Consider the following 14,578-nt stretch of genomic DNA (forward strand, 5'->3'; position numbering starts at 1 on the left):
CGAGGCTGCATTCGACGCTGGGGTACGTGAGCCCAATGCAGCATGAGAGAAACTGGTTGGCGGCCCAGGAAAAGAAGTCCGCTTAACAAGCTCGGTTAAGGGATTCGTCAAACAGGGGCAAGGTCAGTCGGGCGGCGCACCGGCAGCCAAGGCACAGATGAAGACGGACAGCAAGACCGACGCCAAGATGATGGCCCAGTCGGACATGACACCCCGCATGAAGATGATGGACAAGAACGGCGACGGCATGATCTCGCAGCGCGAATGGAACGCGTACCACAACGGTATGTGGTCCAAGGGCAAGAAGTCGCGCGGCATGATGTCGGCCGCCGACGCTGACGCAATGATCTCCGGCGGCCCGAACTAAGCCACCCACTCCACCCACTGCCCCTCGCGCAAGCCCTGCGGCTTGCAGCAACGCCCACCTGAGCACCCCGCGTGCGCAGGTGGGCGTTGCCACGTATGGGCTTGCCCGGCACGCACGGGGCTGCGAACGCATGAGTCAATAGAATGACTGCATATGAATTCGCCCGCCGACAAAGAGCCCCTGAACAAACCCAGCAACTTCCTGCGCCAGATCATCGAGCGTGACCTGGCCGAAGGCACCTACGCCCAGCGCCGCTGGGGCGGCGAGCCTGGCGACGCACAGCACCACCTGCAAGGCCAGCCAGACCCCGCCCGAATCCGCACCCGCTTCCCCCCCGAGCCCAACGGCTACCTGCATGTGGGCCACGCCAAGAGCATCTGCCTGAACTTTGGCCTGGCGCGCGACTACGGCGGCGTGTGCCACATGCGCTTTGACGACACCAACCCGGAAAAAGAAGACCAGGAATACGTTGACGGCATTCTTGATTCAGTGAAGTGGCTTGGCTTTAACTGGGACGCGAACGGCACGAGCCACTACTACCACGCGAGCGATTACTTCGACTTCATGTATCGCGCCGCCGAGTACTTGATCGACAAAGGCCTGGCCTACGTGGATGAACAGACCGCTGAAGAAATGCGCCACAACCGCGGCGACTTCAGCAAGCCCGGCACCGACAGCCCCTACCGCAGCCGCACACCGCAAGAGAACCTGGCGCGCTTTCGCGAGATGCGCGACGGCAAACTGGCCGACGGCGCGGCTGTGCTGCGCGCGAAGATCGACATGGCCAGCCCCAACATCAACATGCGGGACCCGGCCATCTACCGCATACGCCGCGCGACCCACCACAACACGGGCGACAAGTGGTGCATCTACCCGATGTACACCTATGCGCACCCGATAGAAGACGCGCTGGAGAACATCACCCACAGCCTGTGCACGCTGGAGTTTGAAGACCAGCGCCCCTTCTACGACTGGCTGCTGGACAGACTGAGCGAAGGCGGGTTGATCAACAAGCCGCACCCACAGCAATACGAATTTGCGCGGCTGAACTTGACGTATGTGATCACCAGCAAACGCAAGCTGAAAGCGCTGGTCGATGAAAAGCACGTGACCGGCTGGGACGACCCGCGCATGCCCACCATTGTTGGCATGCGCAGGCGCGGCTACACGCCCGAGAGCATCCAGCTGTTTGCAGAACGCATAGGCGTGACCAAGAGCGACAGCTGGATCGACTATTCAACACTCGACCAGGCCCTGCGCGACGACCTGGACCCGAAAGCCGCCAGAGCCATGGCCGTGCTGGACCCGCTGAAGCTGGTGATAACCAACTGGGCGGAAGTGATGGGCACCGACAACTTCCTGGACGACTGCACAGCGCCCGTGCATCCGCATGACGAAGCAAGGGGCCGGCGCGAATTCAAGTTTGGGAAGGAGTTGTGGATAGAGCGGACGGACTATGAAGAAGTGCCGCCCAAGGGCTACAACCGGCTGTACCCCGGCAACAAAGTGCGGCTGAAGTACGGCCATGTGATCGAGTGCAAGGGCGCGACGAAAGATGCGACGGGCCGAGTGACAGAAGTGCAAGCCGAGCTGGTGCCGAACACGAAGAGCGGCACTGATGGTGCGGCGGCGATCAAGGTGAAAGGCGTGATCACCTGGGTAGCCGTGGCCGATGCGCTGGAAGCGGAAGTGCGGCTGTATGACAGGTTGTTTGCGGTGGAACAGCCCGACACGAGCGGCAAGGATTTTCACGAAGAGCTGAACCCCGATTCGCTCAAGGTGGTGAAGGCGTACGTGGAACCGTCACTGGCCTCAGCGAAACCGGATGAGAAGTTTCAGTTTGAGAGGCATGGGTATTTTGTGGCGGATAGGAAGGACCACGCAGTGGGAAGCCCTACGTTTAGCCGAATTGCTGCAATGAAGGACAGCTGGATTCGCTAGACAGGCCCGCAAAAACGCAGGCGAAGGCATTATAATTAACCATCATGGTTAAAATGGCTGGCCAACCACATTACAATTTGGCTGAAATCCAAGGCTTAGTCGCTTTAGGCGCTGTTGAACCCGCCAATCGCAGTGTTTACGTGGAGCTCAAGAAACTTGATTGGACGATCGGAACTCTGACTCAGTTCATCCTCTTGCTCACTACTCAGAATTTTCACAAGGCGTACCCTCAAATGTCTATCTACAACGGTCGAGAGTTGCTAGACGCGGATGGTTACAAGATGCCGTTTGATGAAAAGCGACTCTGCAAAGGCACAGAGGTCGATTGCGTTTTTTTTATAAAAATCGGAATTCGAACGAAACCCAGCGGTGGCTGCGCTGCGGTCGTATCCGTTCATTTAGATCGATAGCCGTGTCCGAAAATCATATCCACTGCCCGTTTTGCGAGTCGAAAGAGGTGCATGAGGTCCTGCACGAGACCTCATGCGAGTTCAAAGGACTGACTCTTTGGTTGCAGCAGAGTTTCAGTCGTTGTGGCGTATGCGGGTATGAGTTTGAAACCGCAAATCAGCACGACCGAAATCTCTTAGCCCTGCGAGAGAAATTTGCGAGCACCAAGGCTGCATTCAAGTCGACCCAAGGCTTGCTTACCGCAGTTGAGATTCGAGCGATTCGAAAGAAGCTGGATCTCACACAACATGAGGCCGCGAACCTTTTTGGGGGAGGACTCAACGCGTTCTCCAAGTATGAAAACGATGAAGTTGTTCAGAGCGTTTCGATGGATCGACTCTTACGACTAGCGAATACGTTAGGCCCAGCATTTGTCCCTGCGATGTCAAAGGCACTCGGTAAACCCGAGTCTAGAGGTGCCGTAGGCGAGACTGCTCCCGCTCTTACGCATAGGTCATCCTTTAAGAGCGTACTTCATGCCAAGCTAAGGTATGACCGTTTAAGCATGTCGACGCAATTAGGCTCTGGGTACAAAAAGTCGGCGACGTCGTCCATTCAAGGACAGGAGAGAAAATATGAAACAGCGATCAAACCACATCGAAGTGTTCGTGGACGGGATCGAGGGCATTCTGGTTGGTCGTCAGAATTCAAAAATTCCATTCACTAGTTTTGGCCCAGACTGGGACGGGGATGAAGAGAACTCCGAGCGAGTGCTAACGGTCGTCGTCGCAACCGATACGCTTGTTGGAATATGCTTGGAACTGCTAACGAGAATTGCAGAAGAGAAGGATGGGCTGCTTACTGGACTTCAACAAGATGCGACGGCATTTTCCGAAGCAGTGTCGCATCCGTTGATCCAGCAATTGGCAGATCAATCAAAGCCCAAGAAGAGCGCGAAGGCCAGTGAAAAAGTCTCGTCTGTGGTGAAAGCTAAGCGCAAGTAAGACCTCACCAGAGGCGTATCCACCTCTCGATTGAGGTAAACGACCACGGCGCGCCGCATAGTGGCCAGGAATCAGTTGACTTCTAGATCGACCCGCCCATCACCCCGCCACCGTTGCATCTTTCGCGGCCACCTGCTGAATATTCACCGATCGAACAAGGACTGCGATCAGTGGCCTCCGCGTTTGATAGAACTCCAGGCCTCAGCGGCTGAGGGGCGAGGGAAGGCTCTCCCCTCCATCTAGCTTGACTCGAGAGCCCTCAGAGCACCCTCCGAGAGTCCAGGGCAATCTGCGTCTAGCCACTGTTCAAATTCGGCTGGATACGAGGCATAGACTCTGCCTTCCTTCTCTATTGGGCTCTCAGCATCTCCGAACTCCGAGAGGAACCACAAATGCGAGACAGCTCCTGCCAACAATATCTTCTCTTCCACCCTTTCTGGATTCGTCAATAGCTGCGAATGAGGGGATTCGCCTGTCAACAGGTCAACCAATATCTTCGCTTGACCCGCAGACATCAAGTCTTCAACCACTTGTCGCTTTTCCACAGTTATTTCCTCCTTGCAATCAAGCTGCTGCCAGCGATAGAGATTTGCTCATAGCCAATATAGTCCAAAGACTTCCCTATCGGTGTTGCGCGAATTGCATCAGTGGGACTCGCTCCGTTTCGAATTTGCTGCTCATACACCGCTTTGTTGGTCAGTCCAATGTTTGCGGTGATTGTCTCGACGTTTTCTCGACCATAGAGCGCCACGCTCTTGCCTATCATTTCGGTCCCGATGTTGTTGCCACTATCGTAGGTGCGATAGAAGTCGATATGCATCCTCTTGCTTCCCGCATCAAACGTGGTGACGATTTCGGAGCGCGCCCCTACACTCGTGACAACCTGACCATCCTTGCTGATCTTCTCGCGGGTGGTCAGCTCAATTGAGCTCTCACCCAACCGCTTCTCAACAAAGTTCAATCGGTCTGGGATCGGCTTTACTGGTGAGAATTCCCATGAAGTCCCCGGTCGGCCGAACACGGACCCACCAAGCGGATAGGCAGAAACGCCAAGGAGTCCGTGGGCCAAGCCGCCCACTGCTTGGCGCCTCCTCATCTCCATCTCCTGATCTAGCGTGAGGCCACCTGCTTCCTTCAATTGAAGGAACTGATCGACGCGCCTTGAATTCAAGGTCCTGAACGGACCTTCGAGCGACTTGAGACCGTCGATGAGTCCCTTTGCCTCGGCCGGATTGTCAAAGTTAAATGGCTGATCATCAATGGCGCGTCTCTTTGCGTCCAAGTCCCAATATGCCTGCGCTGACGCATCCAGATCCCCGCTTATACGATCTCTCACCAACTCCTGCATACGCCGCACTTCGAATTCAGCGTATGCGTCAACTTTCATCGCACCGCCTCTAGCGCCGCCTCCATTACCCAAGACTCTCGTAGCCTCACCGCCAAATACATCGGCGTATCGATTCGGTGCATAGCTGTTCCAGTAGTCCTCTTCGCTAAAACCACCCGACGATTGAACTGCGGCGGCACCGCTTGTCTGCGACTGCCCTGCAATGCTCTCCCCCAACGCATTGCCAAACGCATCAGCCGCGATCTGCTGCACACTCACCCGCCCACCGCGCGCGACGGCCGTTGTGAGCCCGCCAGCGAATGAGCTGATGCCGCCGCGCATCACACCGCCAGCAAATCCCATATCCGCGAATGCTGCTGGCCGCACCGGCCCTACCCCATCAGCTGGTACTGCATCACCGGCCAATGCCGCACCCACCGCCTGCCCCACGCCAGCGCCGGCAGCAGCGGCCGCTACTCCGACCCAATTGAATGAGCGTTGAAGGCCAACTGCAATTCCCACTCCCTGCGAAATCACATTCGTCTGTACAGCTCGCATCACAGCCGCGCCCACGCCTGCGCTTGCACTCGCCGGTAGACCCGCACCCACGCCGCCGCTGATGGCAGACAGCGCCACGCCCTTCCAATTGAGCTTGTCCTGCACACCGGTGGCAATGCCCACCAACTGGCTCGCAACCGAGCCCACAGCCGCACCAATCGCACCCGCTGCAACTGCGCTCGCACCAACCCCCGCGCCGGACACCACGGCGGTTCCCGCCGCCCACGTTGTCATCGATGTCGCGGCCGCAGTCCCTGTTGCCGTTGTCACACTCGTCGATAGCAGTTGCGCTGCCGCGCCTGCGGTGTAAACCGCCACAAGCACCGCCACCACCAACATCAAGAACTGCCCGAAGAAGCTGCCCTCCTTCGGCGGCGGCGCAGCCAGATACGGCGATGTGTCGCCCACAATCTTGCTCGGGTCGTACGGCGTGAACACGCTCGCGTCGTTGTGCGCGCCACCCACCAAATTCGGCAGGTTCAGCGACACACCCACGCGCAGCTGCGCATCGCTGGTGATGCCATTCGCCTCCGCAATCTGGTACCAGCGCTTGCTGTCCCCGTACGCGCTTTGCGCAATGCTGCGCAGCGTATCGCCCAGTTGCACCGTGTACACACCGGGCGCAGCACTCGGGTAGTTCGGCGATATCGACCGATACCCAAACTGGAAGTCCGCAATGTTGTTGTTAAAAATCGGCGTGCCGCTGTTGTCGCGCGGCGTGACGCGGTCAACGCCCTGGCCGTACTGCGCCAGCACCTCGCCATTCACGATCAACTCGCGCAGCAGCTTCGTGTTGGGCCCCGTGCCTTGCTGCACCGCCAGCACCTGCCCGCGCACATCGTTGATAAACGTGCGGTCGTCCGCGTCCAGTGTTGAATCAACTGCCTTCAGGTAGCCGTTCGTGTCGTAGGTGCTGGTGGTCGAACCCGGCTCAAGGTAGGTGCTCGTGCCTGAGACGCTCGCCTCCTTGTAGCCCTCCAGCAGCGCGAGCGTGGTGTTGTAGGTGTTGGTCGTGCTGCCGGTCTTGACCTTGTACTGCGTCACGTTGCCCACCGCGTCGATGGTGCTGTTAAACGTGCTGTAGCCGCTCGTGCCGTTCATGCCCACCACTTGCTGCGAGATCAGCTGCCCATTCACGTTGTACGAGCTGCGCCGCTGCTGCGAGCCATTGCCTGCAATCGGGTTGCCGTTTGCGTCTTTGCCGTACAGGGCCTTGAGGTAGTCCGCGGGTAGGCCACCCGTCGCGCCCGCCTGGGTCGTTCGGCTGGCTGCGTCGTAGCATCGCTGCTCGATGGTCAACCACGTCTGGGTGGGGTCTTCTGTCACGAGGCGGCCGTCGTTGCGGCTAATCGTGTCCAGCCGGTTCAGGCCGTCGTAGCTGTACTTCTCGCTCACGTAGTCAATGCCGCCTGTCTGATACCGATATCCAGCCAGATCAGGGTTGAAGGTTTTGACTGCAGTCTTGGTCACCACCAGCGCACCAAACGTGTCCGTCAGGCGATTGCCGTTCTTGTCATAGGTGATGACGTGGCCCTGCTTCAAGTCAATGTTGAACGCAGCGTCAACGCCGTCCACCACCGTCATGCGGTTCATTGCGTCGTACTTGTAGTAGCGCGTTGTGTCGTTGACTTGATCGCTCAGCCCGTAGGGGTTGAAGACGTGCGTGGCAATGTTCGTGCGGTTGCCTGCCAGGTCGTAGTTCATCACCACTTGCAGGTGGTCGTCGCCCACCCAGCGCACGCGGCCCAGGCTGTCGTAGGCCATGTGGTTGTCTTGCACGACCACGACTGACTTGTTGCCCAACGCGTCTGTCTCGGTGTACTGCACGTGCTCGCCGAGTTTGTTGCCAGCCCAGTCATAGGTGTAGTCAGTGGTCTGGAACTTGTTTGCCACGTCCACGATCTGCGTCATCTGGCCGGCTGCGTCATAGCCGTACAGCAGGCTCTGGCCGCGCTCGCTCGTCTGGCTCTTGAGCTGCCACGACGTGGCGTCGTAGTTGTAGGTCGTCTTGATCCCGCCGATGTCGGTGTGCGCGGTCAAGTGGCCAAAGTTGTCGTACGTCCAGCTTGATGTTTTGTTGGCGTTGTCTGTTTCAGATGTTTTGCGGTCGAGCGCGTTGTAGGTGTAGGTGGTTTTGGTGGTGCCATCGGGCTGCGTCATCTTGATGACGTTGCCGCGCAGGTCGTAGTCGTACTGCGTGACATTGCCCGCGCCGTTGGTCTTGCTCTTCATGCGCCCGGCCGCGTCCCACGAGGTGCTCTCGGTGATGGTGCCGGTGGTGGGTGTTGCCAGCGTCACGGTGTCTCCGGCTGCGTTGTTGCTGCTGGTGACGATGTTGAAGCCGGTGTAGCCGCCGGCTCCGTTGGCCTTGCCCCAATGCGTAGCGCTGGTTTGCAGGCCGGCCTTGTTGTATGTGTAGGTGGTCTTGTTGCCTTCAGCGTCGATGTTGGCGGTGCGCTCGCCGAATACGTTGTAGCTGTTGGCAACGCTGCCGCCGTCGGCATGGCGTTCTTCGACGAGGTTGCCCTGCGTGTCATAGCGCATGCGGTTGAGGTTGCTTGCCGTGGCGCTCACGTATTCGCGCACGCCTACCTGGCGGCCCAGCTTGTCGTAATAGACCACGCTCTGCAGTTGCGCAACGCCCGCGTCGTTGGGCACCCACTGGCGCACGAGCTGGTTGTTGGCGTTGTACTCGCAGGTGGTTTTCCAGGTGGCGGAGCGCGGGTCGCTGGTGCTCAACACATTGCCCCAGCGGTCCACGCTCTGGTTGATCACGGGCCGCAGCGAGAGCGACGCGCCCGCATGGTTCGACACGGTTGACAGCGCATCGGTGAACAGCACGGTGGGTGTGCCATTGGTGGCTGAGCCCTTCACGCGGAACTGGTAACGCGTGCGGTCGTAGCTGCTCAGGTCAAGCTGGTACTTGCTGCCGAAGTCTGCCCACAGTGGGCTGCCCGCCATCGACTTCCAGCCCAGCGCCGGGTTCTGGTTGTCGTACAGCTCGACATCCTGGCTGATCGCGCCGCCCATGCGCTCGACTTCGATCACGTTGCCGCCCGCGCCTGTCTTGGGCACGGCCTGGTCTGTGACGACCACCCAGTTGCCCGAGGCGTTCATCTTGTACACGGTCACACGCGTCACGCGGTACACACCGCCTGTGGTGTACGTGTTCGCAACCACTGAAGTGGCTGGCACCGTGATGCTGGCACCGGCATTGGCCGCTTCAGAGCTGAAAGTGGCTTGCGCCGGGGTTTGCGCAGCCGGGCCTTCGATGTAGCTGCCGTCGCCCTGCACGCGCGCGGTGTTGTACTGCACCATCACCTTCACGTCGCCATCGCCCAGGCTGGCGATGGGGCTCCAGCTCAGGTTGATGGTGGTGTCAGTGAAGTTGACGTAGGTGCCGTCGTAAGGCGCGACCGGCAGTGGTGGCACGACTGTGGTGGTGACAGTTGCGTCTCGCACGCTGACGTCGCTATAGGACTCCTGGCGTTGCGCCAGCGTCTGCTGCACTACGGCGCCCAGTGCGTTGTAGCGTGTGTCGATGCGGCGCAGCGTTGTATCTGCCGCGGCCTTGGCCGCTGTCATCGTTGCGGCCTTCAAGTCCTGGTTGCCGTAGGCGATGCCAGCGCTTTGGATTTTTGCGGTGCGGTTACCGAGGCGGTCGTAGAGGTAGATGGTGGCGACGCCGGCGTCTGCGCCAGTCCCCGCATTCGTGCGCCAGAGGCGCCCTGCTCTGTCGTAGTCGTAGTACTCGCTGGTGACGCCGTTCACACCCTTGGCGATGATGTCGCCGAAGGCGTTGTACTTGATGTCGGTGCTGACGACGGCGCTTTCTACGGCGTTGTTGGTGGGCGTGATGTCGCGCGTGAGGCGGCCCAGGGCGTCGTATTTGTAGGCGTGGAAGATGGTCGCCGATGCAGTGCCTGTCCCGAGTGTTTGCCACTGCTTCACGACGCGGCCGTACACGTCGTAAGACGCGTAGCGGTCGGCACCATTTGCATCGACGGTGCGCGTGGCATGGCCGTCGATGTCGAAGAAGGAGTAGCTGGTGCGGTCGTTCACCGCGTCTGCTGCTGCCGGGTTTGCTGCCGCTGCCGCGCCGTTGGTGTAGTCGATCTGCACGACTGCATTGCCGTATATGTCTCGCTTGTAGACCGTCAGCGGGGTGATCGTGCCGGATGTTTCACCGGCACGCACGGGTTTGGTCACTGCGGTGATGCGACCGAGCAAGTCGTAGTAGTTGCCGGTGACGCCGTCTGCGGTCTCGATGGTCGTGACGTTGCCCGTCGCGTCGTAGCCGTAGCGGGTGACCACGCTCGCGCTGCTGGTGGTGAACGTGTCCTGGTCCGTGACTTCAACGTTCAGGCGCGTCTCGGTTTTCTTGCGGTTGAGGCTGTCGTATTCGAAGGTGGTGGTGCGGTCCGTCGTGCTCGCAGTCGGCGGTGTGGGCTTGGTCGCCGCTGTGATCGTGCCCGTCAGCGCTTTGGCGTATTCGGTGGTCTGCGTCACGTTGCCCAGCACGTCATACGTGTTGGTCGTGAGGTAGTTCGCGCCATCGACGGTGGCCGTCAAGCGGCCCGCGTTGTCGTAGTAGTTGAACTGGTTGTAGGCGGCGGTGCTGGCCGTGCCTGCGCCCTTGAAGCGCGCGACCTGGATCAGCTCGCCGAAGGCGTTATAGGTGTTGTCGGTGAGCGCTCCGGCCTGGTAGTACTGCCCAGCGCCTGTGGCTTCAGGGTCGAACACATCGACGGTGGGCTCTGTCACCGAGTCCACGCGGCCCATGCGATCGTAGGTGGTGAGCAGGACGCGGTCGACAGTGCTGTCTTTGACGAGCTTGGCGCTGGTCATGTCCGCAGTGTTAAGCGACGTCTCCGTGCCGGTAAGCGTCATCGCATTCGCATAGCGCGTGAGCGTGGTGACTGCGCCGAATGCATCGAGCGTGTAGCCCGTTACATAGCGCATGGCATCGACGTCGTACGTCACTCGCCCGAGCTGGTCATACACCTTGTAGCTGAGCGCGCCGCCCACATCGCGGTTGCGGATGGCGTTGCCCAGCGCGTCGTAAGTGGTCTCGGTGTAGATGCCGCCTGAGACGGCTGCATCGGTTCGCGTGGCTACGTTGCCTTGACCGTTGGTCGCAATCGCTGAGTCAGTCTCGGCCACGTACACGGCGACGTTCGGGAAGCGCGTGCGGATCTGCCTGCCCAACGCATCGTATTCATAGCTCGTTGTGCGCTGCTCAGGTCGGCCCACGGCTTCTGTGCGCGAGAGCAGGTTGCCCGCAGCGTCATAGGTGTTGGTGGTGCGAATGACGCGCGCAGCCGTCGTCATCACGAGGCCGCTCGTAACGCTGGTGACGTCCACGCTGGGCGTGTACTCGTCGGTCAGACGCCCTGCGGCGTCGTACTCGTACGTCCAGATGGCGTTGCGCTTGTTCTGGAACGTGAGTTTGTTGCCTACACCGTCGTAGGTGTAGCGATCTGTTTGGCCGAGCGCGTCGGTGACCGAACTTGTGCGACCCGCGCCGTCGTACGTGTACGTCGTTGTTCGCGAGGTGATGCCCGTGCCGCTGTCGGTCACGCTGGTCGAGCGGCTCAGGCCATCGTAGCTGTACGTGGTGATGTGGCCCGCGCCGTCAGTCGTCGTAGCGATCCGGTTCGCCTTGTCGAACGTTTGCGCCTGCACGCGATTGGCAGTCGACGTCTTCACCAGCGCTGCGTTGATGTCGTCGCACGTGGCCGTCTTGCTCAACGCATTGAACTTCGCAGCGTCGATCACGTTCGCATACTGCGTGATGCTCTTCACATTGCCCGCGCCGTCATAACTGCGCTCTGCGACTGCGCCGGTTGCATCCACCGTGAACACGAGCCGGTTCGCTGCGTCGTACACCATGCGCGTGATGCGGTCATTGCCGTCTTCAGCAGGAGTGCCCTGCGCCCGCGGCACGCCCGGGGCGGGTGCTGCGCCAAGCTTGGCGTACTGAATGCTCGCCGTGATGTTCCCCGCCTTGTCGTACACGGTGCCGGTGATGGTGCCGAGCGAATCGACGGCGTAGATCTGCCTGCCTGCGGCGTCATACGTGTAGTTGGTGATGCGGTCTTTGCCGGTGCTCGCATACGTAGAGTTCACCGCTGCGAGCGCTACGCTCGTGCCCGGTGTGATGGCCGCTGCGAATTGCACCAGCTGCGTGACGTTGCCGTCCTTGTCGTAGTAGCGGCGTGTCACGCCGCCTGCACCGTCCACGCTCCAGATCAAACGGTTGTCTGAGTCGTAGGTGTACGTGGTGATGGTGTCTGGCGTTGTTGCCGCTGCGCCGGGGATGACTTGCGTTGTTCCGTTGAAGGTCGCCGGGTCGATGGCCTTGGCGTACACGCGCTGCTGCGTGATGTTGCCATCGAGGTCGTATTGATACGTGGTGACTGAGCCCGCGCCGTCCACCGTGTACACAGCACGGTTGAAGCTGTCGTACATCGTGCGTGTGCGGCGGTCGTCCACGTGGTCCGTCGTGACGAGGTTGGTGGGCGTCCAGTCCGCAGCCACACGGTTCACATAGGCGCGGCGCTCAATGACATTGCCGTTGCCGTCATACCAGAACCGCTCTGCTTCGTTCAGGCCATTCACCGTCGCGGTGAGTCGGCCATCCATGTCATAGACACGGTAGATCGTCTGGTCGCCCGCGTCGCCGATCACGGCGGCGATGCGCTGGGTCACTTCTGCGAGCGTCGTTGTTGCGGTGACGCCCGAGATGGCTTTGGCGAGGCGCGTGGTTTGCACCACCCGCCCATTGGCGTCGTACACGCTGTACTGCACGTTGCCTGCACCATCGACGCAGCCCAGCGACGCACCGAACGCGTCGTAGTAGTAATACGTCGTGTTGCCGTTGGCGTCCTTGATTGAAGAGACTTGTCCGCCGCGCAAATACTTGTAGTCGATGCGGGCGTCCTGGCCTGGGGTCTGCACGCTGCTGACGAGCACTGCTGCGTTGGCGGCAGTGATCAGGCCGCCGGCGAGCGAGTTGAGCGTGGTGGCGGTGAGTTTCTTCTGCGTGTAGCGAATTTCCGCCAGCTTGTTGTCCAGCGTGTCGTAGTCCGTTTCGCTCACGCTGCCGGTGGCGTCCACGGTGTAGACCAGGCGGCTTTCTGCGTCGTAGAAGAACAGGGTTTTGTTGCCCGTTCCGTCTGTCGTGCTGATGCGCCGGCCTGCGAGGTCGTAGGTGTGCGTGAGGGTGCGGTTGTCTGCGGTGGTTTCCGTTATGAGGCGGCCCAGGTCGTCATAGGTCAGCGTGACGGCTACACGTTCATTCGCCAGGTTTACCGAGGTTTTTGTTTGCGTGAGCAGGCCCAGCGTGTTGTACGTGTGCTCGGTCTTGGTGCCGCTCGCATCGAGTTCTTGCGTGCAGCGGCCCAGCGCGTCGTAGCTCAGGCTCGTCGTCTGGTCCTGGCCGGCAGTGGCGGCTGGCTTGAAGTCGGTGAGCTTCGATGCCCGGGTGAAGGTCGTGCTCGTGACCTTCTTGGCGTAGCGCGTGGTCGAGGTTTGGCGGCCCGCAAGGTCGTAGCCGTATTCGGTGTAGTTTTTGTTGGCATCGACTTGCGCGATGAGCTGGCCTTTGCCGTCGCGGAAGAACGTCGTGGTTTCGTCTTGGGTGCTGGCGCCCGCGCCTGTGACTAATGCGGCGAGCGTGCCTGTGGCTCGCTGCGCAGTGGGAGTCAGGTTGTACGAGCGCTTGGTCTGCACCAGCTGGCCCGCCGCGTCGTAGGTCATCTGTGTGACGTAGCCAGCTGCGTCGAGCGTGCCAATGAGCAGGTTGTCTGCGTCGTAGAAGTTGCGCGTGACGCGGTCGCTCGCTGTGTCTGGCGTGGGCGCGATGGCAGAAGGCAAGGGCTTGTTGCCCAGCGCTGCCATCTGAGTGGCTGTCAGGCGCGTGGCGTATTCCCTGGTCGACAAGAGCAGCGACGCGCCGTCGTAGAAGTACTCGACCACCGAGCCTTCGGCGCTGACGGTTTTGCTCAGGCGACCGGCTGCGTCATACGCGCGCCACGTGCTTTGATCCGTCAACGTCAAGGCTGCCGGACGGATCGTGTCGATGACGGGAGCGAGGGCATTGCCTGCTGCATCCACCAGCTTCGTGAGGACTACCGCCGTCGTGTACTTGACCGTGCGCGAGAGTCGGTCCGCCGCGTCGTACATGTATTCAACCAGCGTGCCATCACCATCTACTTCACCGGCTAACCGTCCCTGCGTGTCATAGACCTTGAAGGTGCGAACGCCTGTCGCATCCGTCGTCATGACCAGGCGGTCGTCCTTGTCATACGCGTACTGCGTCGTGCCCAGGTTCGCCAGCGCTGCGTTTGTGTTGTAAACACTCAGCACATTGCCTGCGCGATCGGTCGTGCTGATGCTCGTCTGGTTGTTCGCCAGCTTCACCTTGGTTTGCATCAGCGCGTCGTCGTAGCTGGTGAGCGTGACTTCGCCCAGCGCATTCGTCACCTGCAGCAGGCGGCCCATGCCGTCGTACACGTTCGTGGTCACGCCTGAGGTTGATCCCGTCGCACCGGGTTGGGTTGTCGTCCACACCAAGCCTTGTGTCGTGTACGTGTAGCTGGTGGTGGTCTTGCCTGCAGCCAGACCTGCTCGGAGTGCGTCCACGCCTACATACGTCGTCTTCGACTCCAGCTGCCCCCGCGCGTCATAGCTCAGGTCGGTGCGCATGATGCCTTCGACGGGCTGGGTCTGCGCCCACGCGGCCAGTGCTGTCTCAGTGATCGCGCCCGTATACGTTGACTGGTCGTAAACAAAGATCGTCGTTGGCCCGACGCTGCCTACGGCGCTCGCCATCTTCACCGTCTGGTATTCGGTCACGCGCCCTTGCGCAGAGACGACGAAGCGCAGCTCGGCTGGCTTGCTGGCGTTGTAGATGTAGTTGGTGGTGGCGGGTGCAGCCGCAGGCGCCACTGCGCCCTGCGTGACAGCCGCCACGTGATAGACAGTCTC

General features: G+C 60.3%; 6 protein-coding genes. 5 read left to right on the plus strand and 1 reads right to left on the minus strand.

The window, feature by feature from the left end; genetic code table 11:
* The first annotated feature begins 157 nt into the window (after nucleotides 1-157).
* The 5 genes from GHT07_RS21125 (at nucleotide 158) to GHT07_RS21145 (ending at nucleotide 3,702) form a co-directional block, all read left to right on the plus strand.
* Entirely contained in the window at nucleotides 158-367 is a 210-nt protein-coding gene (locus GHT07_RS21125) for an EF-hand domain-containing protein (protein ID WP_153587073.1), read from the plus strand.
* Between the two features lie 153 nt (nucleotides 368-520).
* The gene (locus GHT07_RS21130) at nucleotides 521-2,308 is read left to right on the plus strand and encodes a glutamine--tRNA ligase/YqeY domain fusion protein (RefSeq protein WP_153587074.1); all 1,788 of its coding nucleotides are present in this window, start codon (nucleotides 521-523) and stop codon (nucleotides 2,306-2,308) included.
* Between the two features lie 44 nt (nucleotides 2,309-2,352).
* Nucleotides 2,353-2,718 (plus strand): hypothetical protein, encoded by a 366-nt coding sequence (locus tag GHT07_RS21135; RefSeq protein WP_153587075.1) that lies wholly within the window; start codon nucleotides 2,353-2,355, stop codon nucleotides 2,716-2,718.
* 2 nt (nucleotides 2,719-2,720) lie between these two features.
* Nucleotides 2,721-3,425: a type II toxin-antitoxin system MqsA family antitoxin gene (locus tag GHT07_RS21140; RefSeq protein WP_194793010.1), complete on the plus strand. Its 705-nt coding sequence runs from the start codon at nucleotides 2,721-2,723 to the stop codon at nucleotides 3,423-3,425.
* Complete coding sequence (locus GHT07_RS21145) at nucleotides 3,334-3,702, plus strand: hypothetical protein (protein ID WP_153587076.1); 369 nt, start codon at nucleotides 3,334-3,336, stop codon at nucleotides 3,700-3,702. Before GHT07_RS21140 ends, GHT07_RS21145 begins: the two co-directional genes overlap by 92 nt.
* A gap of 547 nt (nucleotides 3,703-4,249) precedes the next feature.
* Here GHT07_RS21145 and GHT07_RS21150 read toward each other — a convergent pair.
* Entirely contained in the window at nucleotides 4,250-14,563 is a 10,314-nt protein-coding gene (locus tag GHT07_RS21150) for a LysM peptidoglycan-binding domain-containing protein (RefSeq protein WP_194793011.1), read from the minus strand.
* Between the last annotated feature and the right edge of the window lie 15 nt (nucleotides 14,564-14,578).

The organism is Caenimonas koreensis DSM 17982, from assembly GCF_009646335.1.
Lineage (GTDB): Bacteria > Pseudomonadota > Gammaproteobacteria > Burkholderiales > Burkholderiaceae_C > Ramlibacter > Ramlibacter koreensis.